General features: G+C 72.5%; 24 protein-coding genes and 1 tRNA gene. 13 read left to right on the top strand and 12 right to left on the bottom strand.

Annotated elements, in window-relative coordinates; all coding sequences use genetic code 11:
- Window positions 1-26: 26 nt before the first annotated feature.
- A complete protein-coding gene (locus HZS56_RS01890; RefSeq protein ID WP_216718861.1) occupies window positions 27-830 on the bottom strand; it encodes an exodeoxyribonuclease III in 804 nt (267 codons plus the stop codon).
- A gap of 91 nt (window positions 831-921) precedes the next feature.
- Between HZS56_RS01890 and HZS56_RS01885 the strand changes: the two genes are divergently transcribed.
- The gene (locus tag HZS56_RS01885; protein ID WP_216718860.1) at window positions 922-1413 is read left to right on the top strand and encodes a GNAT family N-acetyltransferase; all 492 of its coding nucleotides are present in this window, start codon (window positions 922-924) and stop codon (window positions 1411-1413) included.
- Between the two features lie 180 nt (window positions 1414-1593).
- On the opposite strand, the gene HZS56_RS01880 is transcribed toward HZS56_RS01885, so the two are convergent.
- The 7 genes from HZS56_RS01880 to galU all read right to left on the bottom strand — a co-directional run bounded on the left by HZS56_RS01880 (window position 1594) and on the right by galU (window position 7278).
- A tRNA-Ala gene (locus HZS56_RS01880) sits at window positions 1594-1667 on the bottom strand.
- A gap of 84 nt (window positions 1668-1751) precedes the next feature.
- The gene (gene sepX / locus HZS56_RS01875; protein WP_216718859.1) at window positions 1752-3032 is read right to left on the bottom strand and encodes a divisome protein SepX/GlpR; all 1281 of its coding nucleotides are present in this window, start codon (window positions 3030-3032) and stop codon (window positions 1752-1754) included.
- Window positions 3033-3205: 173 nt separating this feature from the next.
- Window positions 3206-3850 (bottom strand): GNAT family N-acetyltransferase, encoded by a 645-nt coding sequence (locus HZS56_RS01870; protein ID WP_216718914.1) that lies wholly within the window; start codon window positions 3848-3850, stop codon window positions 3206-3208.
- A complete protein-coding gene (locus HZS56_RS01865; protein WP_216718913.1) occupies window positions 3847-4386 on the bottom strand; it encodes a MogA/MoaB family molybdenum cofactor biosynthesis protein in 540 nt (179 codons plus the stop codon). The genes HZS56_RS01870 and HZS56_RS01865 overlap by 4 nt, the downstream gene beginning before the upstream one ends.
- 35 nt (window positions 4387-4421) lie before the next feature.
- A complete protein-coding gene (gene moaC / locus HZS56_RS01860; protein WP_216718858.1) occupies window positions 4422-4934 on the bottom strand; it encodes a cyclic pyranopterin monophosphate synthase MoaC in 513 nt (170 codons plus the stop codon).
- A gap of 86 nt (window positions 4935-5020) precedes the next feature.
- A complete protein-coding gene (glp, locus tag HZS56_RS01855) occupies window positions 5021-6370 on the bottom strand; it encodes a molybdotransferase-like divisome protein Glp (protein WP_374201051.1) in 1350 nt (449 codons plus the stop codon).
- Between the two features lie 5 nt (window positions 6371-6375).
- Complete coding sequence (gene galU, locus HZS56_RS01850; protein ID WP_216718857.1) at window positions 6376-7278, bottom strand: UTP--glucose-1-phosphate uridylyltransferase GalU; 903 nt, start codon at window positions 7276-7278, stop codon at window positions 6376-6378.
- A 93-nt stretch (window positions 7279-7371) separates the two neighbouring features.
- Between galU and HZS56_RS01845 the strand changes: the two genes are divergently transcribed.
- Window positions 7372-7986, top strand: a complete 615-nt coding sequence (locus HZS56_RS01845; protein ID WP_216718856.1) for a 5-formyltetrahydrofolate cyclo-ligase — start codon at window positions 7372-7374, stop codon at window positions 7984-7986.
- Window positions 7987-8410: 424 nt separating this feature from the next.
- On the opposite strand, the gene HZS56_RS01840 is transcribed toward HZS56_RS01845, so the two are convergent.
- Entirely contained in the window at window positions 8411-11194 is a 2784-nt protein-coding gene (locus HZS56_RS01840) for a penicillin acylase family protein (protein ID WP_216718855.1), read from the bottom strand.
- A 372-nt stretch (window positions 11195-11566) separates the two neighbouring features.
- On the opposite strand from HZS56_RS01840, the gene HZS56_RS01835 reads away from it, so the two are divergent.
- The 6 genes from HZS56_RS01835 to mscL all read left to right on the top strand — a co-directional run bounded on the left by HZS56_RS01835 (window position 11567) and on the right by mscL (window position 17762).
- A complete protein-coding gene (locus HZS56_RS01835) occupies window positions 11567-13093 on the top strand; it encodes a potassium/proton antiporter (protein WP_374201050.1) in 1527 nt (508 codons plus the stop codon).
- Window positions 13094-13526: 433 nt separating this feature from the next.
- The gene (locus tag HZS56_RS01830; protein WP_216718910.1) at window positions 13527-14774 is read left to right on the top strand and encodes an MFS transporter; all 1248 of its coding nucleotides are present in this window, start codon (window positions 13527-13529) and stop codon (window positions 14772-14774) included.
- 68 nt (window positions 14775-14842) lie between these two features.
- A complete protein-coding gene (locus HZS56_RS01825) occupies window positions 14843-15214 on the top strand; it encodes an FmdB family zinc ribbon protein (protein WP_216718854.1) in 372 nt (123 codons plus the stop codon).
- Window positions 15215-15341: 127 nt separating this feature from the next.
- The gene (locus HZS56_RS01820) at window positions 15342-16214 is read left to right on the top strand and encodes an S-methyl-5'-thioadenosine phosphorylase (RefSeq protein WP_216718853.1); all 873 of its coding nucleotides are present in this window, start codon (window positions 15342-15344) and stop codon (window positions 16212-16214) included.
- 261 nt (window positions 16215-16475) lie between these two features.
- On the top strand, window positions 16476-17084 hold the full coding sequence (locus HZS56_RS01815; protein WP_253913561.1) for a hypothetical protein: 609 nt from the start codon (window positions 16476-16478) through the stop codon (window positions 17082-17084).
- Window positions 17085-17195: 111 nt separating this feature from the next.
- The gene (mscL, locus tag HZS56_RS01810) at window positions 17196-17762 is read left to right on the top strand and encodes a large conductance mechanosensitive channel protein MscL (RefSeq protein WP_216718852.1); all 567 of its coding nucleotides are present in this window, start codon (window positions 17196-17198) and stop codon (window positions 17760-17762) included.
- Between the two features lie 49 nt (window positions 17763-17811).
- Here the strand turns inward: mscL and HZS56_RS01805 are convergent, their stop codons facing one another.
- The gene (locus tag HZS56_RS01805) at window positions 17812-17988 is read right to left on the bottom strand and encodes a hypothetical protein (protein ID WP_216718851.1); all 177 of its coding nucleotides are present in this window, start codon (window positions 17986-17988) and stop codon (window positions 17812-17814) included.
- A gap of 131 nt (window positions 17989-18119) precedes the next feature.
- On the opposite strand from HZS56_RS01805, the gene HZS56_RS01800 reads away from it, so the two are divergent.
- The 4 genes from HZS56_RS01800 to HZS56_RS39005 all read left to right on the top strand — a co-directional run bounded on the left by HZS56_RS01800 (window position 18120) and on the right by HZS56_RS39005 (window position 21909).
- On the top strand, window positions 18120-19385 hold the full coding sequence (locus HZS56_RS01800) for a low temperature requirement protein A (RefSeq protein ID WP_216718850.1): 1266 nt from the start codon (window positions 18120-18122) through the stop codon (window positions 19383-19385).
- 74 nt (window positions 19386-19459) lie between these two features.
- Entirely contained in the window at window positions 19460-20509 is a 1050-nt protein-coding gene (locus HZS56_RS01795) for a P1 family peptidase (RefSeq protein WP_216718849.1), read from the top strand.
- Between the two features lie 244 nt (window positions 20510-20753).
- Window positions 20754-21500 (top strand): DUF6227 family protein, encoded by a 747-nt coding sequence (locus HZS56_RS01790; RefSeq protein WP_216718848.1) that lies wholly within the window; start codon window positions 20754-20756, stop codon window positions 21498-21500.
- 34 nt (window positions 21501-21534) lie between these two features.
- Window positions 21535-21909: a transposase gene (locus tag HZS56_RS39005; RefSeq protein WP_374201058.1), complete on the top strand. Its 375-nt coding sequence runs from the start codon at window positions 21535-21537 to the stop codon at window positions 21907-21909.
- On the opposite strand, the gene HZS56_RS01780 is transcribed toward HZS56_RS39005, so the two are convergent.
- The gene (locus HZS56_RS01780; protein WP_216718846.1) at window positions 21881-22474 is read right to left on the bottom strand and encodes a TetR/AcrR family transcriptional regulator; all 594 of its coding nucleotides are present in this window, start codon (window positions 22472-22474) and stop codon (window positions 21881-21883) included. The genes HZS56_RS39005 and HZS56_RS01780 overlap by 29 nt on opposite strands.
- 83 nt (window positions 22475-22557) lie before the next feature.
- Between HZS56_RS01780 and HZS56_RS01775 the strand changes: the two genes are divergently transcribed.
- Window positions 22558-23478 (top strand): NADP-dependent oxidoreductase, encoded by a 921-nt coding sequence (locus HZS56_RS01775; protein ID WP_216718845.1) that lies wholly within the window; start codon window positions 22558-22560, stop codon window positions 23476-23478.
- 246 nt (window positions 23479-23724) lie between these two features.
- On the opposite strand, the gene HZS56_RS01770 is transcribed toward HZS56_RS01775, so the two are convergent.
- Window positions 23725-25866, bottom strand: coding sequence for a PTS fructose transporter subunit IIABC (locus HZS56_RS01770; RefSeq protein WP_216718844.1), 2142 nt, complete (start codon window positions 25864-25866; stop codon window positions 23725-23727).
- Between the last annotated feature and the right edge of the window lie 44 nt (window positions 25867-25910).

Genomic DNA, 25910 nt, shown 5'->3' with positions numbered 1-25910 from the left:
CGTGGACCCGGGGCGGGGCGCTCGCGTCAGCGGTCGTAGACCACCGTGACCGGCGCGTGGTCCGACCAGCGTTCGGCGTGGGTGGCGGCCCGCTCCACGTGCCCCTTGACCGCCCTGGCCGCCAGCCCGGGCGTCGCCACGTGGTAGTCGATGCGCCAGCCCGCGTCGTTGTCGAAGGCCCGCCCCCGGTACGACCACCACGAGTACGGTCCCTCGACGTCCGGGTGCAGCGTCCGCACCACGTCGACGTAGCCGCCCTCGGCCGGGTCGAGGACCCTGCTCAGCCACTCCCGCTCCTCCGGCAGGAAGCCGGAGTTCTTCTTGTTGGCCCGCCAGTTCTTCAGGTCGGCCTCGCGGTGGGCGATGTTCCAGTCGCCGCAGACGACGACCTCGCGCCCCTCGGCGGCGGCGCGCTCGCGCAGGCCCTTGAGGTGGGCGAGGAACTCCCCCATGAAGCGGACCTTCTCCTCCTGGCGTTCGGTGCCGACCTCGCCGGAGGGGAGGTAGAGGGAGGCGACCGTCACACCGGGCAGGTCGGCCTCGACGTAGCGGCCGCCGGTGTCGAACTCGGCCGAGCCGAAGCCGACCCGTACGGCGTCGGGCTCGCGGCGGGTGTAGAGGGAGACGCCGGCGCGGCCCTTGGCGGCGGCGGGAGCGTGCGTGACGTGCCAGCCGTCCGGGGTGCGCACGTGCTCGGGGAGCTGCCCGGGTTCGGCCCGCACCTCCTGGAGGCACAGCACGTCGGCGGAGGTGCCGGCGAGCCACTCGACGAAGCCCTTCTTCGCGGCGGCGCGCAGGCCATTGACGTTGACGGAGGTCACGGTGAACATCCCGGCACGATACCGGCACACTGGACGGTGCCCCGATCAGCCCCGATCAGCCCCGATCCCGGGTGTCCCGCATCGATTTACGGTAGGTAGCATGAACATTCGCCGGGTCCCCTTCGACCACCCCGACGCCGTGAAACTCAGCAACGAGGTCCAGGCCGAGTACGACCTCCGCTACGGCGACGGCGGCGACGCCACGCAGCTGGACCCGTCGGACTTCGCGCCGCCGAACGGCCTGTACCTCGTCGCCTACGACGACAACGGGGTCCCGGTCGCCTCGGGCGGCTGGCGCCGCCAGGACGCCAACGACGAGGGGAACCTCGACGGGGACGCCGAGCTCAAGCGGATGTTCGTCATAGAGCAGGTGCGCGGCCGCGGGCTGGCCCGCCGCATCCTGGCCGCCCTGGAGGACGACGCCCGGGCGGCGGGCCGGACCCGGATGGTCCTGGAGACCGGCACCAAGCAGCCGGAGGCCGTGGCCCTGTACACCTCCAGCGGCTACGAGCCGTGCGGCAAGTTCGGCTACTACCGCTTCCACGAGGACAGCCTCTGCTACGCGAAGGCCCTCCAGGTCCCGGTCCCGTAGCCGCCCGCGGGCCGGGGCCCGTCGGGCGGGGTGGTCGCGCGGCCGCCCGGTCACACGTGCACCCCGGCCCGCGCCAACGGCCCGGGAAACCACGAACGGCCGCAGAACGACGAAGGTCCCGCGAAACGTCGAAGGTCCCGTCCGATCGTGACGATCGGACGGGACCTTCGACAATGTGCGTGGACCTGAGGGGATTTGAACCCCTGGCCCCCTCGATGCGAACGAGGTGCGCTACCGGACTGCGCCACAGGCCCTTGCAACGAGTGAAACTTTAGCACCCCGACGGGCCTGCTCAAAAATCACTTCCGGGGCCGCTCCCGGGGCGGCCCCGGCGGGGACTACTCGTTGGCCGCGCGGGGGCGGTCGCCGTCCTCGTACTGGTCGAAGAGGGGGGTACGGCCGCGCTCCCGGGCCCGGCGTGCGGAGGCGGCGCGCCGGGCGTCGCTGCGGGCCGGTGCCTCCGGACGGTCCTCGGCGGGGGCCGCCGGGGCGGCGGAGTGGTCCGGGGCGGCAGCCTCCTCCCGGCCGGGGGCGACGGCGCTGGAGCGGGCCGAGCTCCAGGCGTCGGGCGCCGCGAGGTCCACGTCCGGCGTGGCGCGGGGGGCGACCGGTGCGGTCACGTAGGTGGGCAGCGGCACCGGGACCGGGTCCCAGCTGTCGCCCTGCGGGCGGCCGCGGCGTTCGCGCTGCTGGTCGACCCACTCGGCGTGGTCGGTCTGCTCGACCAGGGCACGCCGGTCCGCGGCGAGGGCGGAGAGTCCGGCGTCGGGCTCGGCGTCGGGGCCGTCGTCCGGTTCCTCGGCGTCACCGTCGCCGACGGCGGCGGTGGGGTCGGCGGGCGCGCGCCGGCGCGGCCGGGGGTCGCGGGCGCGCAGCCGCTGTGCGGCGGCCTCGGCCTGGCGGCGGTCCATCTGGAAGGCGAACCGGCGGCGCTCCTGCGCACGCAGATAGGCGATGTAGGCGCTGAGCAGGACGGCGGGCACGCCGGGCGCCCACAGGAACGCGAGGCCGCCGACCGCGGCGACGACCGAGCCGAGCGTGAAGGCCAGGAACAGCATCACAGTCGTACGCCGGCGGCGCGCGAGGACCTTGGTGCGCCGGGCCCGCGCCGCGGCCGCCGCCGGCGAGACGGGTGCACGCCGGGCCTGCGGCACCCGCTCCCTCTCTCGCTCCCTCTCCCGCTCCGGTGCCGGTGCGGCGTCGGATGCGGGGCGGGCGGTCGCCGGAGCGGGCGCGGATCTGCGGCCGTCATGCGGGCCGTCCTGCGGGCCGCCCGGCTCGGGGCGCGCGCTTGCGGACCGCTCCGCGGCGTGCTGCGGGGCGGCCGGCGGGGTGTGCCGTCGGGTCCGGGACACGGCGAAGGCCCGGACGTCCACCGAGTCGGTGACGGCGTCCGGGGCGTCGGCGTCGGGCTCCGCCTCGTCGGCGGGGCGCGACTGCAGGTCCTTGGCGTACCGGCGCTCCATGCCCGCCCGTCCGGACAGCAGCCGGATGGCGGTACTGAAGCGTTCCGTGGGACGGGCTTCGTTCAGCTCGTCCTGCCTACGGAGCCACATCGGCACCAAGTAGGCGGCCCAGGCCCCGACGATGACTGCGTAGATGAGGCCGCTGCTGCTCACGCCTCACACGGTAGAGGGGTTTGCGTGGGGCCATCCGCCAATTGAGCCGGTGTGTCGCACGATCTGGCTGATATTTCGAACTTTTCTTGTGACCGATCCGATCAGCCGATCACCCAGATCGCGAAAATATCCGCTTCGAGGTGGTCGCGACCCGATCAATTTCGAACGTTTATTCAATTACCCGCATTGCCCGCGTTCGGCGTGCTCCGGTTCCGTGACCGGTGCCAGCGGCGCAGCAGGCCCTCCGGGACCTCTTCCGCGGTGAGGGCGAAGACGAGATGGTCGCGCCAGGCCCCGTCGATGTGGAGATAACGGGGCCTGAGCCCCTCCTCGCGGAATCCGAGTTTCTCCACGACCCGTCGGCTGGGCGCGTTCTCGGGGCGAATGCAGACCTCGACGCGGTGCAGTCCGACGGTGCGGAAACAGTGGTCCACGGCGAGGGCCACGCCCGTCGGCATCACACCGCGCCCGGCCACCGCCTCGTCCACCCAATACCCGACGTGGCCGGAGCACATCGAGCCCCAGGTGATGCCGGCCACCGTCAACTGACCCACCAGGCGCCCGTGGTACTCGATGACGAACGGCAGCATCCGGCCGGCGTGGGCCTCCGAACGCAGGTGCCGCACCATCTGGCGGTAGGTCGGCCGGTGCGTGACCGGTCCGCCGGGTCCGGGCGGCGGGATGGTGGCCTCCCACGGGCGGAGCCAGTCGCGGTTGCGCCGGTTGACCTCGCGCCAGGCCCGCTGGTCACGCAGTCTTATCGGCCTCAGGACGATGTCGCCGTCCCTCAGCTCGGCGGGCCAGGATGGGCTGTTCAGCTCGCACCCCCACCGGTGGCGGATCTCGGGTGGTCGCCCCCGCGGAGCTGGTCCGCGGCGTGCGTCAGCAGCGGTTCCAGCACGGCGAGGCCGTCCTTCACCCCGCCTGAGGAGCCCGGCAGATTGATGATCAGCGTCCGCCTCGCCACTCCCGCCAGTCCTCTGGAGAGCACCGCGGTCGGCACCTTGTCCCGGCCGTACGCCCGGACGGCCTCCGCGATGCCCGGGACCTCGTAGTCGATCACCGCCCGGGTCGCCTCGGGGGTGCGGTCGGTGGGTGAGATGCCGGTGCCGCCGGTCGTGACGATCACGTCGTACCCCGCGTCGGCGCCCTCGCGCAGGGCGGCCTCGACGGGGCCGCCGTCGGGGACGACCCGCGGGCCGTCGACGGCGAAGCCGAAGCGGCGCAGGCCCTCGGCGATCAGCGGGCCGCCCTTGTCCTCGTAGACACCGGCGGCGGCGCGGTTGGACGCCGTGACGACCAGGGCACGGTAGGGCGCGAGCCGGGCGTCCGGGGTTCCGTGGGCCGTGGTCACGACCGGTTGGGCGTCCGGGGTTCCGTGGGCCGTGGTCACGACCGGTTCCAGTCGCCGGACTTGCCGCCCGTCTTCTGCTCCACCCGCACGTCCGTGATGACCGCCCCCTTGTCGACCGCCTTGACCATGTCGACCACGGTGAGCGCGGCGACGGAGACCGCGGTCAGCGCCTCCATCTCGACGCCCGTGCGATCCGTCGTCTTCACCGTGGCGGTGATCTCCACGGCGTCGTCCGCGACCGACAGGTCCAGTTTCACACCGGACACCGACAACGGGTGGCACAGGGGGATCAGGTCGGGGGTGCGTTTGGCGCCCATGATGCCCGCGATCCGGGCCGTGGCCAGGGCGTCGCCCTTGGGTACGCCCTCGCCGCGCAGCAGCTCGATCACGCGGGGCGCGACGAGGACGCGTCCACTGGCGCGGGCGGTGCGTGCGGTCACGTCCTTGCCGGACACGTCGACCATCCGGGCGGCGCCCGCCTCGTCGATGTGCGTCAGCCGGTCCTGCGGGTCCTGCCCGCTGCCCGGCGGTCGGTCCTGCGTACTCATGCTCGTGCGGCGCTCCCGGTCCTGGCCCGGCGCGGTACGGCGCGTGGGCCTGCTGTGCGCGACACGCTACCGCCAATCGCCCCCGGTCAGCCGAGCAGGACCACCTCGACCTCGGCGCCGGGCTCGACGGACTCGGTGTCCTCGGGGACGACGATCAGCGCGTCCGCGTGCGCGAGCGCGGCCACCAGGTGGGAGCCGGAACCGCCGACCGGGGCGACCGTCCCGTCGGCGCAGGTGCCGCGCAGGAACTGCCGGCGCCCCTTCGGGGAGGTGAGCGCCTTGTCGGCGGCCAGGGTCGCGGTGACCGTCGGGCGGTGCACCTCGGGCAGGCCCATGAGGGTGCGGATCGCGGGGCGCACGAACAGCTCGAAGGAGACGTACGAGGAGACCGGGTTGCCCGGCAGGGCGAGCAGCGGGGTGTGGTCGGGGCCGATGGAGCCGAAGCCCTGGGGCTTGCCGGGCTGCATGGCGAGCTTGCGGAAGTCCACGCCGCTGCCCGGCTCGTCCTCGTCGCCGACGTGCGCCAGCGCCTCCTTGACCACGTCGTACGCCCCGACGCTCACGCCGCCCGTGGTGACCATCAGGTCGGCGCGCACGAGCTGGTCCTCGATGGTGGCCCGCAGGTTCTCGGCGTCGTCGGCGACGGCGCCCACGCGGTAGGCGATGGCACCGGCGTCGCGGGCGGCCGCGGTGAGGGCGAAGCTGTTGGAGTCGTAGATCTGACCGGACGCCAGCTGCTCGTCGGGCTGGACGAGTTCGCTGCCGGTGGAGAGCACCACCACGCGCGGGCGCGGGCGTACCCGGACCGTGCCGCGGCCGATCGCGGCGAGCAGGCCGATCTGCGGCGGGCCGAGGACGGTACCGGCCTCCAGGGCGCGGTCGCCGGCGCGGACGTCGCTGCCCTTGGCGCGGACGTGCGCGCGGGTCTCGGCCGGGCGGTACACGTGGACGTGGCCCGCGGCGCCCTCGGGGGCCAGGCTGCGGGCGCGCATTCCGGCCACGGGGCCCTCGCCGAGCCCGCCGTCGGTCCACTCGACGGGGACGACCGTCTCGGCGCCGGGCGGGAGCGGGGCGCCGGTCATGATGCGGGCGGCCTGGCCGGGGCCCACGGCGACCGGTTCGGCCTGGCCTGCGGCGACGTCTCCGACGACCTCCAGGACGGCGGGGAACTCCTCGCTGGCGCCCGCCACGTCGGTGACCCGCACCGCGTACCCGTCCATGGAGCTGTTGTCGAAGGGCGGCAGGGAGAGCGGCACCGTGACGTCGTCGACCAGGACGCAGCCCTGGGCGTCGAGCAGGTTCAGCTCGATGGGGTCCAGGGGCCGGACGGCGGCGAGGACGTCGTCCAGGTGGTCCTGCACCGACCACAGCCGGTCCGGGCCCGGGGCCGCGGTGGTGTGGTCGTGGCCGGTGGCACGGTGCGCGCTGCTGCTCAACGTCCTTACATCTCCTCGGCTACGTAACTGCGGAGCCAGGTCCGGAAGTCCGGGCCCAGGTCCTCACGTTCGCATGCGAGTCGGACGATGGCACGCAGGTAGTCGCCGCGGTCGCCGGTGTCGTAGCGGCGGCCCTTGAAGACCACGCCGTGCACCGGGCCGCCCACGGACTCGTCCTCGGCGAGCTGCTGCAGGGCGTCGGTCAGCTGGATCTCGCCGCCGCGGCCGGGCTCGGTCTTGCGGAGTATGTCGAAGACGTGCGGGTCCAGGACGTAGCGGCCGATGATCGCGTAGTTCGACGGCGCGTCGGCCGCCTCCGGCTTCTCCACCAGCCCGCCGACCTTCACGACGTCGCTGTCCCCGGTGCTCTCCACGGCGGCGCAGCCGTAGAGGTGGATCTGCTCCGGCGCGACCTCCATGAGGGCGATCACGCTGCCGCCGTACTGCGCCTGGACCTCGATCATGCGCTGGAGCAGCGGGTCGCGGGGGTCGATCAGGTCGTCGCCGAGCAGGACCGCGAAGGGCTCGTCGCCGACGTGCGGGGCGGCGCAGAGCACGGCGTGGCCGAGGCCCTTGGGGTCGCCCTGGCGGACGTAGTGCATCATCGCGAGGTCGCTGGACTCCTGGACCTTGGCCAGCCGGCTCGCGTCGCCCTTCTTCTGGAGGGCGGACTCCAGTTCGTAGTTGCGGTCGAAGTGGTCCTCGAGCGGGCGCTTGTTGCGGCCGGTGACCATCAGGACGTCACCGAGGCCGGCGGTGACGGCCTCTTCGACCACGTACTGGATCGCCGGCTTGTCGACGACCGGCAGCATCTCCTTCGGAGTGGCCTTGGTGGCCGGCAGGAACCGGGTGCCGAGCCCGGCCGCGGGGATGACAGCCTTGCTGATCCTGGGGTGGGACTGAGTCATGCGCGCCACCATATCCGGTGCCTATAGGGAGAATCTGTGACGCCGGAGCCCCGGCGCTCATATGAGCAGAATAGAGCGGTACGGGAGTGACCATTGCCTCACATCGACCCTGCGAACGGCCCCGGCAAGCGCGCCCTGAGGCGGGACCTCCTCGCCGCGCGGAACCGGCTCACGGCGGCTGACGTGCGGCAAGCGGCGGACGCGCTGGCCCGGCACGCGCTCGGCCTGCCGGAGGTCGCGGGGGCGCACGCCGTGGCGGCCTACGTCTCGGTGGGCGCCGAACCGGGCACCCTCGCGCTGCTCGACGCGCTGCGCGCGCGGGGGGTGCGGGTACTGCTGCCCGCCCTGCTGGCGGACAACGACCTGGACTGGGGCGAGTACACCGGAACGGGGTCCCTCGCGCGCGTGCGGCACGGTGCGCGGATGGAGCTGCACGAGCCCTCCGGCGAGCGGCTGGGGCCGGACGCGGTGACGGCGGCGGACGTGGTGCTGCTGCCGGGGCTGGCCGTGGACGGGCGCGGGCTGCGGCTGGGGCGCGGCGGCGGCTCCTACGACCGGGTGCTGGCGCGCCTGGAGCGCGCCTCCGCGCGGCCCGCCCTGCTGGTGCTGCTCTACGACCGGGAGGTGGTCGCGCGCGTCCCGGCCGAGGCGCACGACCGGCCGGTGGACGCGGTGGTGACCCCCACCGGGGTGCGCCGGTTCCGCTGACGCACGGCGGACGCCGGCCGACGCCGGCCGACGCCGGCCGATGGGGTCGGGACGCGCGACACGGGCTCAGAAGCTGTTTTCGATCCCTGAACCCGCAGGTCACACGAGGTGAGTCCTGAATGGCCGCTTTGTGTAATCGTTCGGGGAGCGGCCTCAGTGACCGCTCCCCGAACGGAAGCGCTGAGACTGGTGTGACGGGAGGGGCAGGAGCCGCGATCCTGACCGGCAACGCCACCCGGTTTCCACCGAAGACGTCCGGAACCTGATCGTTCTCAAGTTGACCGCGGCCAACTTGCCCCAGAGCCCTGCCGGTTCCAGGGTACCGAGCACTCACGGACGGGAGGGCTTGAAAACAGCTTCTCAGGACACGCGGAACGGCCTCCACGCGCGCGTGGAGGCCGTTCCGGGGATCAGCGGGTGCCCGCTACGGCTTGAGCACCAGCGTGTCGCTCGTGCTCTCGTCGACCGCCTTCTTGGAGAAGGACCACGGCAGCAGTTCCCCCTTGGCCCACTTGTCCGTCTGGTCGGTGTAGTGGGCGCTGTAGGCGTGTCCGGAGGCCCCGGTGAGGTTGATCCACCGGGACTTGTCGAGGTCGCCGAGGTTGACCACCATCCGCATGGACGGCACCCAGATCACCCCGTAGCCGCCGGCCGCGTTCCAGCCGGAGGCGTTGACCGCGGCCTCGCCGCCGCTGAGCTTCCACGGGCCGCGGTTGAGCGCGTACTTGAGGAAGCCGGGGCCCTCGGTGCCCAGGGTCTGGTTCTTCAGGAACAGGCGGTGCAGCCGGCCCCAGTTCCAGGAGTCGATGTCCTTGCCGAGCTTGGCGGTCAGCTCCCAGCGGGCGTCGACCATGGCGCGCTTGAACAGGTCGTCCCGGTTCTTCTCGGCACCCTTGCGGGCCCCGTAGTCGGGCGTGCTCCACCACTCGCTCTTCGGGTCGTCCAGCAGGCTGCGGACCACCTCGAACCAGCGGTCGCCGCCGTCCGGCTGCGCCTGGTCGGCGTCGCGCTGGCCGCACTCGTAGACCTTGTTCGTCTCGTCCGCGGGGCCGGTGGTGCTGACCGGGTCCACCCACAGGCACTGGCCCTTGACCCGCAGTTCCTTGGGCAGCTTGTTGCCGAAGGCGAGCTTGAGGACGTTGCGCCAGACGGCGTTGAAGTACGCGGCGGCGGCCGAGTCGGCGTCCTGGGTGTAGTCCCAGCCCTCCAGCAGCTTCTGCGCCTCGCGGACGTCCTTGTCGGCGACGTCGATCTTCAGCAGCTGCGGCACGAGCAGCTTCGCCATCTCGCTGCTGTTGTCCAGCTGCATCTGCCGCATGTCGTCGGTGGAGATCTTGCCGCCGTCCTTGATCTTCTGCTCGATCAGGGAGGTGATGCGCTGGCTGCGGGTGCCGTAACCCCAGTCGGTGGTCAGCGTGTACGGGTAGCTGTCCTCGTCGACGACGGCCTGGTTGGCGGTCACGATGTAGCCGCGCTCCGGGTCGTACTCGTGGGGCAGCTCGTCCTGGTCGATGTACTCGCCGGTCCAGCGGAACTTCGGGTCCCAGCCGGGCGCGGGAACCGAGCCGTCGTGGCCCTCGGCGCGCACCGGGATCTTCCCGGGCAGGGTGTAGCCGATGTGCTCGCTGTCGGCGTAGACCAGGTTCTGCGAGGGCACGTCGAACAGCGTGGCCGCCTCGCGGAAGTCGGACCAGTTCTTGGCGCGGTCGATCGCGAAGACGGCGTCCATGGTGGTGCCCGCCTCCAGGGCGGTCCAGCGCAGCGCGACGCCGTATCCGTCGCCGCGGTCGGGGGCGGCGGTCTCGACGGTGGCCTTCTTGCCGGTCTTCACCAGTTCGTCGTCGCGGTCCGAGAGCAGCGGGCCGTTGTTGGTCTCGCGGACGACGATCTTCTTGGAGTCGCCGCCGGCGACCTTGATGGTCTCCTCGCGCGTCTCGAAGGGGACCACCTTGCCGTCGTACTGGTAGCCCTCGCCGGTGATCTTCTCCAGGTAGAGGTCGGTGACGTCGACGCCGGAGTTGGTCAGGCCCCAGGCGATCTCCTGGTTGTGGCCGACGACCACGCCGGGCATGCCCGCGAAGGTGTAGCCGGCGACGTCGTAGCGGCACTTGTCGGAGACGGTCCGGCAGTGCAGGCCCATCTGGTACCAGACGGACGGCAGCGACGGCGACAGGTGCGGGTCGTTGGCCAGCAGCGGCTTGCCGGTGATGGTGTGCTCGCCGGAGACGACCCAGGAGTTGGAGCCGATGCCGTTGCCGTTCACGCCGACGGCGGTGGGGACGTCGTCCAGGACGTTCTGGAGGCCTGCGAGTTGGCCCTCGAGAGCGCTGCCCGCCCCGGTGCCGGTGCCCGTACCGGTGCCGGCCCCCGTGTCCGTACCGGTGCCCGTGCCCGTGCCGGAGTCGCCGCCCGAGGAGCCGCCGGCGTCGAAGGTCTGGGTCAGTTCGTCGTACTGGCCCTCCTGGACGATCGCCTTGTTCCGGTCGTAGGGGTACGCCGGGTAGAGGTCGGCGATCTGCTTGGGGCCGAGGCGGCTGGTCATCAGGGCGCGGTCGACCTCGTCCTGCATGTTGCCGCGCAGGTCCCAGGCCATCGCCTTGAGCCAGGCCAGCGAGTCGACCGGCGTCCACTCCTGGGGCTCGTAGTCGTTGGTGAAGCCGAGGGCGGCGTACTCCAGCGAGATGTCCGCGCCGTCCTTGCCCTCCAGGTAGGCGTTGACGCCCTTGGCGTACGCCTGGAGGTACTTCTTCGTGGAGTCCGACAGCGTTTCGTCGTACTCCTTCTTCGCCACCCGGTGCCAGCCCAGGGTGCGCAGGAACTCGTCGTTGTCGACCTGGTCCTTGCCGAACATCTCCGACAGGCGACCGGCGGTCATGTGGCGCCGTACGTCCATCTCGTAGAACCGGTCCTGCGCCTGGACGTAGCCCTGCGCCATGAACAGGTCGTCCTCGGAGGAGGCGTAGATCTGCGGAATGCCGTACCCGTCGCGCTTGACGTCCACCGGACCCGACAGGCCGTCCAGCGTGATCGAGCCCTTGGTCTGCGGGAAGGACGCACGGACGGTGCTGATGGACCAGTACGCCCCGTAGACCAGGCCGCCGATGACGGCCAGGACCAGCACGATGACGAGCAGGCGGCCCTTGCGCCCCTTCTTCCTGCCGGACGTGCCGGGCTGCTGACCCGTGGAGGCGGTGTTGTTGGGGGGCATCGCTGTCCTTGCTGTCCTAACACGAGCGGCAGGGGCGGGCTGTGCTTCGTACCGGGGCGGGGGCGCTGAGCGCCGAACGCTGGAGCAACTCTAGGCGCAGCCCCGGCTCCCCCTTGACGCGGAGTCGGGTACGGGCACGCACGAGCGTTCGATCTTGCCAAGAGTGCCGTCAAGAACGCGTCAAGAGTTAGGTAAGGTAACGAAGTAGTTGTCCGCGAGCACGGCGGCTTCGCGTGCCATGGGGTTGGTGTACTTCGTGCGCCAGGTTGGTGTACTTCGTGCGCCAGGGTTCGTGCGCCACGGGGGGAAGTGCACTCCGCCTCACGGCGCGGGCGCGTTCGCCCGCGCCGTGAGGCGCGCCGGATCCGTGCTGTGCGCCAGGGAAGGGAACGGCCGCTGACTGTCCACCACCTCAACCAGCTCCTGCTCGTCTGCTCGCTCGTCCTGCTCATCGCCGTCGCGGCGGTCCGGATCTCCTCGCGCAGCGGGCTCCCCAGCCTGCTCGTCTACCTGGCCATCGGTGTCGCCATGGGCCAGGACGGCATCGGCGACATCAAGTTCGACAACGCCGAACTGGTCCAGGTCATCGGCTACGCCGCCCTGGTCGTGATCCTGGCCGAGGGCGGCCTCGGCACGAAGTGGAAGGAGGCGAAACCGGCCCTGCCGGCCGCCTCCACGCTGGCCCTGGCCGGCGTCGCGGTCAGCGTCGGCGTGACCGCGACGGGCGCGCACTACCTGACGGGGCTGGAGTGGCGGCAGGCACTGATCATCGGGGCGGTGGTGTCCTCCACGGACGCCGCGGCCGTCTTCTCCGTGCTGCGCCGGATCCCGCTGCCCAAGCGGATAACGGGCACGCTGGAGGCCGAGTCCGGCTTCAACGACGCCCCCGTGGTCATCCTCGTGGTCGCCTTCTCGACGGCCGGTCCGATCGAGCACTGGTACGTGCTCCTCGGCGAGATCGCCCTGGAGCTGGCCATCGGCGCGGCCATCGGGCTCGCGGTGGGCTGGCTGGGCTCCTGGGGCCTGCGGCACGTGGCCCTGCCCGCGTCCGGCCTCTACCCCATCGCCGTCCTGTCCATCGCCGTCACGGCCTACGCGGCCGGCGCCATGGCCCACGGCAGCGGCTTCCTCGCCGTCTACCTCGCCTCGATGGTCATGGGCAACGCCCGGCTGCCGCACTGGCCCGCCACCCGCGGGTTCGCCGACGGGCTCGGCTGGCTCGCGCAGATCGGCATGTTCGTGCTGCTGGGCCTGCTGGTGACCCCGCACGAACTGGGCGACGACATCCTGCCCGCCCTGGTCATCGGGCTGGTGCTCACCATGGTGGCGCGTCCGCTGAGCGTCGTGCTGTCCCTGACGCCCTTCCGGGTGCCGTGGCAGGAGCAGGCGCTGATGTCCTGGGCGGGGCTGCGCGGCGCGGTGCCCATCATCCTGGCCACCATCCCCATGGTGGAGGGCGTCACGGGCAGCCGCCGGCTCTTCAACATCGTCTTCGTCCTGGTCGTCGTCTACACCCTGGTGCAGGGCCCGACCCTGCCGTGGCTGGCCCGCAAGCTGCGCCTGGGCAAGGGGGAGGAGGCCGCCGACCTCGGCATCGAGTCGGCGCCCCTGGAGCGGCTGCGCGGGCACCTGCTGTCCGTGACGATCCCGCAGGGCTCGAAGATGCACGGCGTCGAGGTCAGCGAGCTGCGGCTGCCGACCGGGGCCGCCGTCACGCTGGTCGTGCGCGACGGGACGTCCTTCGTGCCGCTGCCGACGACGGGGCTGCGGCGCGGTGACGAACTCCTCGTCGTCGCCACCGACCCCGTCCGCGACGCCGCCGAGGCGCGGCTGCGCGCGGTCGGCCACGGCGGCAAGCTGGCCGGCTGGCTGGGCACGGGCGGCAACGGGGGGCGGTGAGAGGGGGCGACGAGACGCGCCGGTGCTGGGGGCGGTGTGACGGAGTCCGGCAGCTCGGCGTGCGGGCGAAGCGGCACCCGGGCGTACGATGAGTGCGGCACCTGATCGATCCAACTCTGCCTGATGCAGGGCTGGCGCGACCGTATGGCGGCCGGAACGCCCTCCTCCTGGCGCACTCCCGCGCCCGGGCCCCGGTATCTACCGCAGTCCGCGCAAGAGGACAGCTCTCGGCGCTCCCGCACGGCGAACAGCCGCGAGACGGACCGCGTCACCAGGCGGCAGAAAGGCACGGGCCGTGGAACCCACGGTCACTCCTTCGCACACCACGTCGCGCACGTCACAGTCCCGGTCGGGACCGTCACAGTCCCAGTCGGGAACGTCGCAGACCCATTCGGGAACGTCGCGCGCCCCTTCGCGCCCCGGGTACGGGCAACTGCTGCGCACCCGCGGCGCCTGGACGTTCCTGCTCCCCGGCTTCGCGGCACGCCAGCCGTTCGCCATGCTGACGCTGTCCATCGTGCTGCTCGTGCAGCACACCACCGGCTCCTACGGCGTCGCGGGCGCCGCCGCGGCCGTCACCGGCGTCTCCATGGCCCTGTTCGCCCCGTACAGCGGGCGGCTCGCCGACCGCTACGGACAGCGCGCCGTCCTGCTGCCGGGTGTCCTCGTGCACGCGGCGTCCGGCCTGGCCCTGACCGCACTCGCGCTCGCGGACGCCCCGCTGTGGCTGCTGTTCGCGGCGGCCGTGCCCACCGGCGCCTCGGTGCCGCAGATCGGCCCCATGGTGCGTGCCCGCTGGGGCGTGAAGCTGGGGGAATCGCCCCTGATGGGCACGGCCGCCGCCTTCGAGTCCGTCACCGACGAGCTGACCTTCGTCCTCGGCCCGCTGCTGGCGACCGCGCTGTGCACGGCCGTCGACCCGGCCGCGGGCCTGGTCGCGGAGGCCGCGCTCACCCTGGTGGGCGGTCTGCTCTTCGCCGCGCAGAAGAGCACCCAGCCCGCCGTCAGCGCCTCCGGTGCCGCCGGCGGGGCCGACGGCGGGCACGCGCGCGTGGAGCACGTTTCCGCGCTGCGCGTCCCCGGGGTGCGCGTCCTGATCGCCGTCTTCCTGGGCGTCGGTTCCGTCTTCGGCGGCATGCAGGTGTCGCTGGCGGCGTTCACCGAGTCGATCGGCGAACCCGGTCTGAACGGCGTCCTGTACGGCGTCTTCGCCGCGGGCAACATGATCTCCGGCCTGGTCTGCGGGGCCGTCGCCTGGAAGGTGGCCCCGCAGCGGCGCCTCCTCGTCGGCTACACCGCCCTCGCGCTGACCGCGTCCGGCCTGTGGGCGGCGCACTCGGTGCTCGTGCTGGCCGGCCTCGGCCTGCTCGTCGGCATGTGCGTCGCACCCGCCATCGTCACCGGCTACACGCTGGTCGAGGGCCTGGTCCCGGCGGGCGCCCGCACCGAGGCCTTCACCTGGCTGACCGGCGCCGTCGCACTCGGCCAGGCGGCGGCCGTGACGGTCTCCGGCCAGCTGGAGGACCGGTTCCGGGAGGGGGCGGGCTTCCTGGTGCCGATGGGCGGCACGGTGCTCGCGCTGGCGGTCCTGGTGGCGCTGCGCTCGCGGCTGGCGGCCCCGCCCCACAGCCGTACGGTCGCACGTGGTGTCGGTCACCGCGCGGCCGTCGCAGTGGACTGATCCCGCGGAATAGGTCACTATGGACCGTCGTTAGCACTCATCGAGTGAGAGTGCCAGGAGGAAGTACAGTGCCGACGTACCAGTACCAGTGCACCGAGTGCGGCGAGGGCCTCGAGGCGGTGCAGAAGTTCACCGACGACGCCCTCACCGAGTGCCCCAACTGCCAGGGCCGCCTGAAGAAGGTGTTCTCGGCCGTCGGCATCGTCTTCAAGGGTTCCGGCTTCTACCGCAACGACAGCCGTGGCAGCTCGTCGAGCAGCTCGCCCTCGTCGTCGGGTTCAAAGTCCGGTTCGTCCTCCGCGTCTTCGTCCTCCTCGGACTCGGGCTCGGGCTCCGGCTCGTCTTCGTCGTCTTCCTCCTCGTCGTCCTCGTCGAGCTCCTCGGGCTCCGGTTCGTCGTCGGGCTCCGGCAGCTCCTCCGCCGGCACCACCGCCGCGTAGGACCCGCTTCCCGCGCGCCCTTTCCCCGCGGTCTTCCTGCGCGTCCTTTCCGCGATTTCTTACGGGACCCTGTCGTCGTCCGGCGACAGGGTCCTCGGCGTTTCGCGGGGCGGTTAGGGTCAGGGCCATGGCGAACAAGGTGAAGGCCGAGAACGCGGGGGCGGAGAACGTGCGGGCCGAGATCGGCGTGATCGGCGGCTCCGGTTTCTACTCGTTCCTCGACGACGTGACCGAGGTCGAGGTGGACACCCCCTACGGGCCGCCCAGCGACTCCCTCTTCGTCGGGGAGGTCGCCGGCCGGCGGGTCGCCTTCCTCCCCCGGCACGGCCGCTCCCACCATCTGCCGCCGCACCGGATCAACTACCGCGCCAACCTGTGGGCGCTGCGCTCGGCCGGGGTGCGCCAGGTGCTCGGCCCGTGCGCGGTCGGCGGCCTGCGTCCCGAGTACGGGCCGGGCACGCTGCTGGTGCCGGACCAGTTCGTCGACCGCACCAGCTCGCGCCCGTCGACCTACTTCGACGGGCTGCCGACACCCGACGGGACGGTGCCCAACGTGGTGCACGTGTCGCTGGCCGACCCGTACTGCCCCACCGGACGGTCCGCCGCGCTGAAGGCGGCCCGGGGGCAGGAGTGGGAGGCCGTCGACGGCGGCACCCTGGTCGTGGTCGAGGGGCCGCGGTTCGGCACCCGCGCGGAGTCCCAGTGGCACCGGGCCCAGGGCTGGTCGGTGGTCGGCATGACCGGGCACCCCGAGGCGGCACTCGCCCGTGAGCTGGAGCTCTGCTACACCTCGCTGACCCTCGTGACCGACCTGGACGCCGGCGCGGAGACCGGGGAGGGGGTCTCGCACGAGGAGGTGCTGCGGGTGTTCGCGGCGAACGTGGACCGGCTGCGGGGCGTCCTGTTCGACACGGTGGCCGCGCTGCCGGCGTCGGGCGAGCGGGACTGCGGGTGCGGCTCGGCACTGGGCGGGACGGACCCGGGCATCACGCTGCCGTAGTCCGGGGGATCGCGCTGCCCCGGCGGACTGCCGTAGTGCACTGCCGTGACGGACTGCCCCGGCGGACTGCCGTGACGGACTGCCGTAGCTGACTGCCGTGACGGACTGCCGTAGCGGAACGTCCTGTTCGGGTGACGGAGTTGTCCACAAGCGGGCAGTGGTCCACGGGCTTCGGCAGGCTTCGGCGAAAAGCCTCATCGTGGGAGCGCAAGCCGGTCCCACGACACGGCCCGTCCCAGTCCGCACAGGTGGTGCTCCCTCATGTCCCGTTCCGCCGTCGCCGTTCCCCACGTCTCCCCCGCGCCGTCCCTCCTGCTGCTGCCGACCGGCAGCGAGACGCCGCCCACCTGTGAGGTTCCCCACTTCCCCCCGGTGCGGGTACGTGGCGGACACGGCCCGCTGCACCGGCTCGTACGGCACCGACGGCGGGCGCTGGCCGCCGGGCTGGTGGTCACCGCGGCGGCGCTGGTGGCGGCGGGCCCGCATCCGGATACCGGCGGACCGGACACCCGGCGGGCCCGGGGACATCCGGTCGCCGAGCCGGTGCGGGAGCGGGAGGACACCCGGCTCGTGTCGGCGCCGGTGCGGATCGCGGACGCGGACGCGGTGCGGCTGCTCGGGCCGGGCGACCGGATCGACGTGGTCGCGACCGGGCACGGCGGCACGACCGGCGGCTCGGACAGCGGTGCGGACAGCGACGCGGACGGTGCGACGGTGGTCGCCCGCGGGGCGCGGGTGGCGGAGGTGCCCGAGCCCGTGGCGGGAGCGGCGGCGGACGGGGCTCTGGTGGTGGTCTCCGTGCCGCGCGGGACGGCCCACCGGTTGGTGGACGCGGCTACCACGGCACGGCTGGCGGTGACCCTGTGCTGAGCCTGTCAAGTCCCTCGTTCGAGGGATCGGATTGGACAGGACGGCCCACGGCTGTCGTAGGTTGCGGAGCGTTTGGTACCTACACCTGTTCAAGCGAGGAGTGCTCCCACCGTGAGCGAGAAGAGCGAGCCGAGCATCTGGGACGGCTTCAAAGCCTTCCTGATGCGCGGAAACGTCATCGACCTGGCGGTGGCAGTCGTCATCGGCGCCGCCTTCACCAAGATCGTCAACTCGGTGGTGGAGGGGGTCATCAACCCCGTGGTCGGGGCGCTCGGCACGCAGAGCCTGGACAGCTACAGCTCCTGTCTGAAGGGCCCGTGCACCGGCACCGGCGAGACCGCGACGGGCGTGCGCATCGCGTGGGGCTCGGTGCTGGGCGCCACCCTCTCGTTCCTGATCACCGCGGCCGTCGTCTACTTCCTGATGGTGCTGCCCATGGCCAAGTACCTGGCCCGCCAGGAGGCCCGGCGCAAGGCGAAGGAAGGGACCGAGGAGGTCATCGAGGTCTCCGAGCTGGAGGTCCTCAAGGAGATCCGCGACACGCTGATCGCGCAGCGCGGTGCCGCGTCCGGGGCGGCGCCCGGCCTCCCGGCCACCGGATCCGACCAGCCGGACCCGGGTCCCGACCAGCCCGGCTCGGGTTCCGGCGGACCCGGCGAGGGTTCCGGCCGCTCGTAGCCGGACCGCCCGCGGGGTGTGCACTCCCCGGTGCACTGCCCGCCGTCGCTCAGAGGTGGTGGGGCGGCTTCTCGTCGAGGAAGCGCTTCAGGTCGGCCGCGCCGTCGCCCTCGGACCGCTCGCCCCAGCCGCGGTCGGTGTCGTCCGAGGTCTGCTGGTCCAGCGGGTCGTCGAAGACCAGCGCCGGCCTGGGCGCGCGGGGCTCGGACTCGGGGGTGCTGCTCATGCCTCCAGGGTACGGCCCGCCCCCTGGCCCGCCGGCCCGTACGTCCGGGCCCGCCCCGTGCTCGGGCCCGCTCCTGCTCTCGGGCCCCGTCCGCATGCACATCCGCACCGTTCTCTGCTGTGCTGGGAGCCATGATGTCCAGTAGCCCGTCCTCCCCCGGTCCGCCAGGCTCCGGTCCGTCACCGGCGGGCACGCACGCCGTGCCGCCGTCCGACGACCAGGCCCCGGTGCGCAGGCTGAAGGCCCGCGACCGGCACGAGCGGCACCGGGTCGCCACGCCGCTGGAGCTCTTCTTCGACCTGTGCTTCGTCGTGGCCGTCGCCCAGGCTGGCGTGCAGCTGGTGCACGCCGTGGCCGAGGGCCATGCCGGTGAGGGCGTTCTCCACTACGCCATGGTCTTCTTCGCCATCTGGTGGGCCTGGTTGAACTTCGCCTGGTTCGCCTCGGCCTACGACAACGACGACGTGCTCTACCGGGTCGTCACCCTGGTGCAGATCGCCGGGGTGCTCGTTCTCGCGGCCGGGGTCTCCCGGGCCTTCGAGGACGACGACTGGGTGGCCGTGGTGCTCGGCTACGTGATCATGCGCCTCGCCATGTCGGTGCAGTGGCTCAGAGCGGCACGTTCGGCCGAGGAGACGGCGGAGCGCACCATGGCCCTGAGATACGCGGGGGGCCTGCTGGTCTGCCAGGTCGGCTGGCTCGGCCTGCTGCTCCTTCCGGAGGGTGGCCGAGGCTGGCTGTTCCTGGCGATGGTGGTGCTGGAGCTGTGTGTGCCGGCGTTCGCCGAGCGCGAGCACCAGTCGTCCTGGCACGCACACCACATCTCCGAGCGGTACGGGCTGCTCACGATCATCGTGCTCGGCGAGACCATCGCCGCGGCCACGGTGGCGGTCAAGTCGGGCATCGACGAACACGACGCGCTGGGCGAACTGCTCCCGATCGCCGCCGGCGGACTGCTGATCGTCTTCGCCGCCTGGTGGATCTACTTCGTGGTGCCCGTCCACGGCCACCTGCGGTCCAACCGCCAGGGCTTCCTGTGGGGTTACGGCCACTACCTGGTGTTCGCCTCGGCGGCCGCGATCGGAGCGGGACTCGAGGTGGCGGTGGAGCAGGCCGTGGGCAAGGCGCACATCTCGACGCTCGCGGCCACCTCGGCGGTGACCCTGCCGACGGCGGTTTTCCTGATCACGGTCTGGGCGCTCCACGCGCGGCACTTCAAGGTGGGCGTCGCCGAGCAGGTCGTACTGCCGACGGCCGCGCTGCTGGTGCTCTGCTGCACCTTCCTCGGCGACCCGGGGGTGCTCGTGGCGGGGCTGGTGCTGGCCCTGGCAGTGGCGGCGGGAGTGGCGCTGACCGCGCGGCACACGTCACGGGACGCTTCCGGCACCACCACCTGAACCGCTTCCGGCACCCCTTCCCGCGCCACCACCTGAACCACTTCCGGCACCCCTTCCTGCACCACACTGGCCTCATGACAGTTGACGGATTGACGGACGTCGGCGGTGTGCTGGTGGGGCATGCGACGCGGGCCGGTGACGGATGGCTCACGGGGACCACGGTGGTGCTCGCGCCGGAGGCCGGGGCGGTCGCGGCCGTCGACGTGCGCGGCGGCGGCCCCGGCACCAAGGAGACCGACGCGCTCGATCCCCGCAACCTGGTGCAGCGGGTCCAGGCGGTCGTGCTGACCGGCGGCAGTGCCTACGGGCTGGACTCGGCCTCGGGCGTGATGGCCTGGCTGGAGGAACGGGGACGCGGAGTGCGCGTGGGTCCGGACCCCGCGCACGTGGTGCCGGTGGTGCCCGCGGCCTGCGTCTTCGACCTCGGCCGCGGGGGCGACTTCCGGGCCAGGCCGGACGCGGCCACCGGATACGCGGCGGCGCAGGCGGCCCACGCGAGCCCGCCGGGCAGGCCGGTGGCCGAGGGCTGTGTCGGGGCGGGCACGGGAGCGGTGGTCGGCACGCTGAAGGGCGGGGTCGGCACCGCGAGCACCGTGCTGGACTCGGGGATCACGGTGGCGGCGCTGGTGGTGGCCAACGCGGCGGGATCGGTGACGGACCCGGAGACGGGGGCGCTGTACGGGGAGTTGTTCCGGGGCGGGCGCGCGGCGTATCCGGCGCCGGACGTCCACGCGGCAGCGCAGGCGCGGCTGGCCGAGGTGGCTGGGAGGAACACGCCGCCGCCGCTGAACACGACGCTCGCGGTGGTCGCCACCGACGCGGACCTGTCCAAGGCGCAGGCGCAGAAGCTGGCCGGCACGGCGCACGACGGCATCGCACGCGCCGTACGGCCGGTGCATCTGCTCAGCGACGGCGACACGGTGTTCGCCCTGGCCACCGGGGACCGGCCGCTCGACACGGGGCAGCCGCTCGCCCTGAACGAGGTGCTGGCGGCGGGCGCGGACGTGGTGACGCGCGCGATCGTCCGGGCGGTCCGGGCCGCCGCTCCGGTGGACGGGCCGGGCGGAACGTGGCCGTCGTACGGAGAGCTGTACGGCGACACGCGGGCAGCACGACGGAGCTGAGCAGGGCGCGGGGTACGGAAAGGTGTGCGGAGCCGGAACGGCGGGCAGGAGCACAGGGAGACGAAGCGCGGCCCGACGAGCCCTTGAGCAGCGGATTTTGACGGTCCGTCGGCTCGTACGGGAACTTTTCGCGTGGCTCTCGCGTATTTCGTGCGTACGTTTTCTCGGTTCCCGGACACGATGTCCGACCGAGGGGCTACGGTATGCACCCACAAGGTGACATGCAGCAACGCCGGGAGAAACCTTGAGCGTTCCGTACGAGACAGCAGCGTACGAACCACCCGAGTCGCCCGAGTCTCCGGAGGAGCACCTCATGCGGCTGCTCGGTCGGGCCCTGAACTCGTTCGAGCTGCCCGACGAGACGATACGGCTGCTGGACTGCGCGCTGGCGTACGACGGATCCCTGCACTCCGCGCACCACAGCGCGGGGCTGCACCGCGAGACGTACCGGCACACCTGGCTGCTCGCCGACGGCTCGGCGCTCACCCTCTGGGAGCTCGTCCACAACCCCGCGCCGGGCAGCGAGCCGCAGCACGAGGTGTACGTGGACGAGGAGGAGCTGCGCACCGCGACCGCACGGCTGGCGCTTCCGCCGGAGACGCCGGACTTCGAGCTGGCGGTGCAGGTGCGGTTGTCCCCGGTCCCCGCCCCGCGGCACGCCTACGTCCCGGACGCCTCGGCCGACCACGCCCGCCGGCTGCTGCGCCGCGCGGAGAACACGGACCGGCCCGGCGCCGACCTCGCCGCTCTGCTGTCGACGGCGTCCGCGCACCAGATCACCCAGGCCTTCGGCGTCCCCGGCCGTACGAGCCGCGCCCGGATCGGCTTCTCGCTGTACGAGCACGCGTTCTTACTGCACGACGGCGCGGAGGTCTCCCTCTGGGAGGTCGAGCACACGGCCACGCCCGACGGACGGCACATGTGCGAGGTCTACGACAGCGAGGACACGGCCCGCCTGGCGATGGAGCGGCGCGCGGCCCAGGTGCCCTAGGCAGTTCCGTCCGGCCAGTCGGTCGTTGGCCCTGGTGTGCCGTCGACTGACGCGCAGTGGGCGGGGATTGAGCCGTCGCTCCCAGGGCCGGACGCAGAAGCGGGGTGGTCGCCGGCGTGACCATCGTGAGGTGATTGACGCGATTGCCCACAAGTTCGGGACCGGGACGCAGTGGGTTCAGCTGCCGAAGACGTACGGCAACTGTCGAGGCGTCTCCGACCGACTGCGGATCTGGGCCGTCGACGGCACGTGGGAGCGGGTCTTCGCCACCCTGGTGGCGCAGGCCCGACACGGACGAGGACCTGAGCCGTCTCGGTGGACTCCACCATCGTGCGGGCTCACCAGCACGCGGCCGGGGCCCGCAAAAAGGGGCCCCGGCCCTAGGTGTGTCGTTCGGAGAGGTTGGTGACGTGGACGGCGACCGCGCGCACCTCGGCGAGCGCCTGTCGTGCCAGCGGGCCGAAGCCCTCGCCGCCGTCGGTGCCGATCCACTGGTCGTAGGCGACCTCCCAGGCCAGCGCGCCCAGTGTCGCGGTTACGCGCGCGGTCAGGTCCGGGGCGCCGCGGCGGTTGAGAGCCTCGACCATTGAGGCGGTGAGGCCGATCCTTTTCAGGGCCTCACGCTCGCGCAGTTCCGTGTTGGCGTTCAGCACGGCCTCACGCCGGCCGCTGAACGCGCGGCGGTCGTCGGTGAAGAACGTCCGGCCGAGCGCGTCGAGGCCCCCCGCCACAGCGTCGAGCGGTCCCGCCTCCGGTGGCGCCGAGGTGATCCCTTCGACGAGCACACCGGTCATCGCGCCCCTGCCGAAGAGCACCTCGCGCTTGTCCGGGAAGTACCGGAAGAACGTGCTCTTGGTGAGCCCGGCACGCTCCGCGATCTCGATCACGGTCGTGTTCTCGTAGCCGCGCTCCTCGAAGAGGTCGAGAGCTGCGGCGGCGAGCCGTCCTGGTGCGTCGGGTTGCCAGCGGGCCATGGGAACAGTGTACGGGACTTCGTCCCATCACTGGTGTACAGTCCATGAGACCAAGTCCCATCACTGACCAGGAGAGGTCACCGATGAGCAGAGCTGTCCGTTATCACCGATTCGGCGGTCCCGAAGTGCTCGAACTGCAGGAGATACCGGAGCCGCACCCCGCGCCCGACGAGGTGCGCGTCCGGATCACTGCGGCCGGGCTGAATCCGATGGACTGGCAGATCGCCGCGCAGCCCGACATGGCGGCACGGTTCGGCATCACCCTTCCGGCCGGGTTCGGCAGCGACTTCGCTGGAGTGGTGGACGAAGTGGGCGCCGAAGCCGTGGGGTTCGCGACCGGTGACCGGGTGTACGGGGGAGCAATCGGCCGCTCCGTCGCCGATTTCGTGCTGGTCAGGACACCCACGACGACGCTGTTTCCCACCCCGGAGGGCATCGGCGACGAGGTGGCGGCCACGCTTCCGGTAGCCGGCCTGACGGCCTCCGCCGCGCTCGCCGCGACGGGGCTCCGGGCCGGTGACACCGTCCTGGTCGGCGGGGCGGCGGGCGGTGTGGGCATCTTCGCCGTGCAGTTGGCGGTGCGTGCGGGTGCCCGGGTGCTCGGCACCGCCTCCGAGGGCACGTTCGGATTCCTGCGGGGGCTCGGCGCCGAACCCGTGGCGTACGGCCCCGGCCTTGCCGACCGGGTGCGTGCCCTGGCACCGGAGGGGATCACCGCGGCGACCGACCTGTTCGGAAGGGAGACGGCCGAGACCGCACTCGAGCTCGGCGTGGCACCCGAGCGGATCTCCGTCGTGGCCGACGGCCCCGCCCCGCCGCCCGGGGTGCGCAAGGTCGGCGCCTTCGACGCGGCTTCGGGCGCTCTGGAACGGATCGCCGACGCCGTCCGCTCCGGCGACATCACGGTGCCGATCGCGGCGACCTTCCCGGTCGAGCGGATTCGCGACGCCGTGACGACGCAGGCCGGACGACATGTCCACGGCAAGATCGTGATCGCGCTGTGAACCGGCACGAGGTGGTCTCAGTGTGTTCCCCGTGTTCCCGCACAGGGGCTCGCCGGGAGCCGCATCGCAGGACCGGCCGGGCAGTCGCTGACAAGGCTGCGGCCCCCGGTATCCGGGTCGCCGGGTCGCCGTACCTGTCTGCGACGACGCGACGTCGCCGCCGCGAGCCCCGGGCAGGCTGACGCGCGAGCGGGGCGCCGTCCCCCCGGTGACCCGGGAGGGCGCCCGCGCTCGCCGTGCCTTCCCCTACGCCGCCACCGGCTGCTTCGAGCCCGCCGGTGCCGACGGGTCCGCGCCGTCCGGTCCCTGGGCCGCCGCCCCCGGCACCGGCCTGCGCAGGCCCTTGAGGACGATCACCAGCGCCGTCGTGACGCACACGCCGGCCGCGATGGCGACCAGGTAGAGCAGCGGGTTCCCGATCAGCGGGACCACGAAGACGCCGCCGTGCGGAGCGCGCAGCGTGGCACCGAAGGCCATCGACAGGGCACCGGTGAGCGCGCCGCCCACCATCGAGGACGGGATGACGCGCAGCGGGTCGGCCGCGGCGAACGGGATCGCGCCCTCGGAGATGAAGGAGGCGCCCAGGACCCAGGCGGCCTTGCCGTTCTCGCGCTCGGTGGCGTTGAAGAGCCGGCCGCGCACCGTGGTGGCCAGGGCCATCGAGAGCGGCGGGACCATGCCGGCCGCCATCACCGCCGCCATGATCTTCATCGCGGAGTCGCTCGGGTCCGACACCGCGATGCCCGCGGTGGCGAAGGTGTAGGCGACCTTGTTCACCGGGCCGCCGAGGTCGAAGCACATCATCAGGCCGAGCAGCGCGCCGAGCAGGACCGCGTTGGCGCCGGACAGACCGTTCAGCCAGTCGGTCATCGCCTCCTGCGCGGACGCGATGGGCTTGCCGATCACCACGAACATCAGGAACCCGACGACCGCCGCGGAGATCAGCGGTATCACCACCACCGGCATGATGCCGCGCAGTGCCGCCGGGATGCGGACCCGCTGGATCGCCAGCACCACGCCGCCGGAGATCAGACCGGCCGCCAGCCCGCCCAGGAAGCCGGCGTCGATGGTCAGCGCGATGGAACCGCCGACGAAGCCGGGGACCAGGCCGGGCCGGTCCGCCATGCCGTAGGCGATGTAGCCGGCGAGCACGGGCACGAGGAAGGCGAAGGACACGCCGCCGATCTGGTACAGCAGGGCGGCCCAGCTGTCCGCCTGGCCCCACACGAAGTGGTCCACCACCGACGGGGCCTTGTTGATCTCGTAGCCGCCGATCGCGAACCCGAGGGCGATCAGCAGGCCGCCCGCGGCGACGAACGGCACCATGTAACTGACGCCGGACATCAGCCACTTGCGGAGCCTGGTGCCGTACCCCTCGCCGGACTCGCCCCCGCGTCCGACCGGTGTGGTGCCGTCGGCACCGGCCGGGCCGTCGTCGTCGGCGGCGGCCGTGACCTCGCCGCGGGCGGCCTTCGAACGGACCTCGCCGATCAGCTCACCGGGCCGGTTGACGGCCGCCTTGACGCCGGTGTCGACGGTCGGCTTCCCGGCGAAGCGGTCCTTCTCGCGCACGGCGACGTCATGGGCGAGGATCACGCCGTCCGCCGCCGCGATCACCGCCGGGTCGAGCCGGGTGAAACCGGCCGAGCCCTGGGTCTCGACGACGACTTCGACGCCCGCCTCGCGCCCCGCGTTCTCCAGCGCCTCGGCCGCCATGTAGGTGTGCGCGATACCGGTGGGGCAGGAGGTGACGGCGACGATCCGGAACGGGCGCCCGGGCTCGCCGGAACCCTCGCCGGACACGTCGCCCGTCCCTGCTCCGGCGCCCTCGCGGGCCTCGCCGACCGGCTCCCCGTCCGGTTCCTCGGCCGGCTCCCCGTCCGGTTCCTCGGCCGGCTCCCCGTCCGGTTCCTCGGCCGGCTGCCCGCCCGGTTCCGCCGGTGCCGGTTCCTCCCCGCGGATCAGCCTCGCCGCGTCCGCCGCGTCGCCCACCGAGCGCAGCGCCGCGGTGAACTCGGCGTTCATCAGCTGCCGGGCCAGCGCGGACAGGATCGTCAGGTGGGCGTCGTCGGCCCCCGCCGGCGCGGCGATCAGGAAGACCAGGTCGGCGGGCCCGTCCGCCGCCCCGAAGTCGATGCCGGCCGCACTGCGCCCGAAGGCGAGCGTCGGTTCCGTAACGTACTCGCTGCGGCAGTGCGGGATGCCGATGCCGCCGTCGAGGCCGGTCGGCATCTGCGCCTCCCGGGCCGCCACGTCGGCGAGGAAGCCCTCCAGGTCGGTCACCCGGCCGCGGGCCGCCATCCGCTCCGCGAGGGCACGCGCCGCCGCTTCCTTGGTCTCGGCGGACAGGTCGAGGTCGACCAGATCGGCGCTGATCATGTCGCTCATCGCGGGCTCCTTAGCTCGCGTATCGCCCGCAACCCGGGCTGAGG

Source organism: Streptomyces mayonensis, assembly GCF_018982965.1.
Classification (GTDB): Bacteria; Actinomycetota; Actinomycetes; order Streptomycetales; family Streptomycetaceae; genus Streptomyces; species Streptomyces mayonensis.
This window is presented reverse-complemented; position numbering and strand designations above follow the sequence as displayed.

What these genes read in the sequence shown, in the direction of transcription:
- HZS56_RS01890 (WP_216718861.1), bottom strand. Translation starts at nt 830, where the DNA reads ATGTTCACCGTGACCTCCGTCAACGTCAATGGCCTGCGCGCCGCCGCG.
- HZS56_RS01885 (WP_216718860.1), top strand. Translation starts at nt 922, where the DNA reads ATGAACATTCGCCGGGTCCCCTTCGACCACCCCGACGCCGTGAAACTC.
- moaC (WP_216718858.1), bottom strand. Translation starts at nt 4,934, where the DNA reads ATGAGTACGCAGGACCGACCGCCGGGCAGCGGGCAGGACCCGCAGGAC.
- galU (WP_216718857.1), bottom strand. Translation starts at nt 7,278, where the DNA reads ATGACTCAGTCCCACCCCAGGATCAGCAAGGCTGTCATCCCCGCGGCC.
- HZS56_RS01840 (WP_216718855.1), bottom strand. Translation starts at nt 11,194, where the DNA reads ATGCCCCCCAACAACACCGCCTCCACGGGTCAGCAGCCCGGCACGTCC.
- HZS56_RS01820 (WP_216718853.1), top strand. Translation starts at nt 15,342, where the DNA reads ATGGCGAACAAGGTGAAGGCCGAGAACGCGGGGGCGGAGAACGTGCGG.
- HZS56_RS01815 (WP_253913561.1), top strand. Translation starts at nt 16,476, where the DNA reads ATGTCCCGTTCCGCCGTCGCCGTTCCCCACGTCTCCCCCGCGCCGTCC.
- HZS56_RS01805 (WP_216718851.1), bottom strand. Translation starts at nt 17,988, where the DNA reads ATGAGCAGCACCCCCGAGTCCGAGCCCCGCGCGCCCAGGCCGGCGCTG.
- HZS56_RS01800 (WP_216718850.1), top strand. Translation starts at nt 18,120, where the DNA reads ATGATGTCCAGTAGCCCGTCCTCCCCCGGTCCGCCAGGCTCCGGTCCG.
- HZS56_RS01795 (WP_216718849.1), top strand. Translation starts at nt 19,460, where the DNA reads ATGACAGTTGACGGATTGACGGACGTCGGCGGTGTGCTGGTGGGGCAT.
- HZS56_RS01780 (WP_216718846.1), bottom strand. Translation starts at nt 22,474, where the DNA reads ATGGCCCGCTGGCAACCCGACGCACCAGGACGGCTCGCCGCCGCAGCT.
- HZS56_RS01775 (WP_216718845.1), top strand. Translation starts at nt 22,558, where the DNA reads ATGAGCAGAGCTGTCCGTTATCACCGATTCGGCGGTCCCGAAGTGCTC.
- HZS56_RS01770 (WP_216718844.1), bottom strand. Translation starts at nt 25,866, where the DNA reads ATGAGCGACATGATCAGCGCCGATCTGGTCGACCTCGACCTGTCCGCC.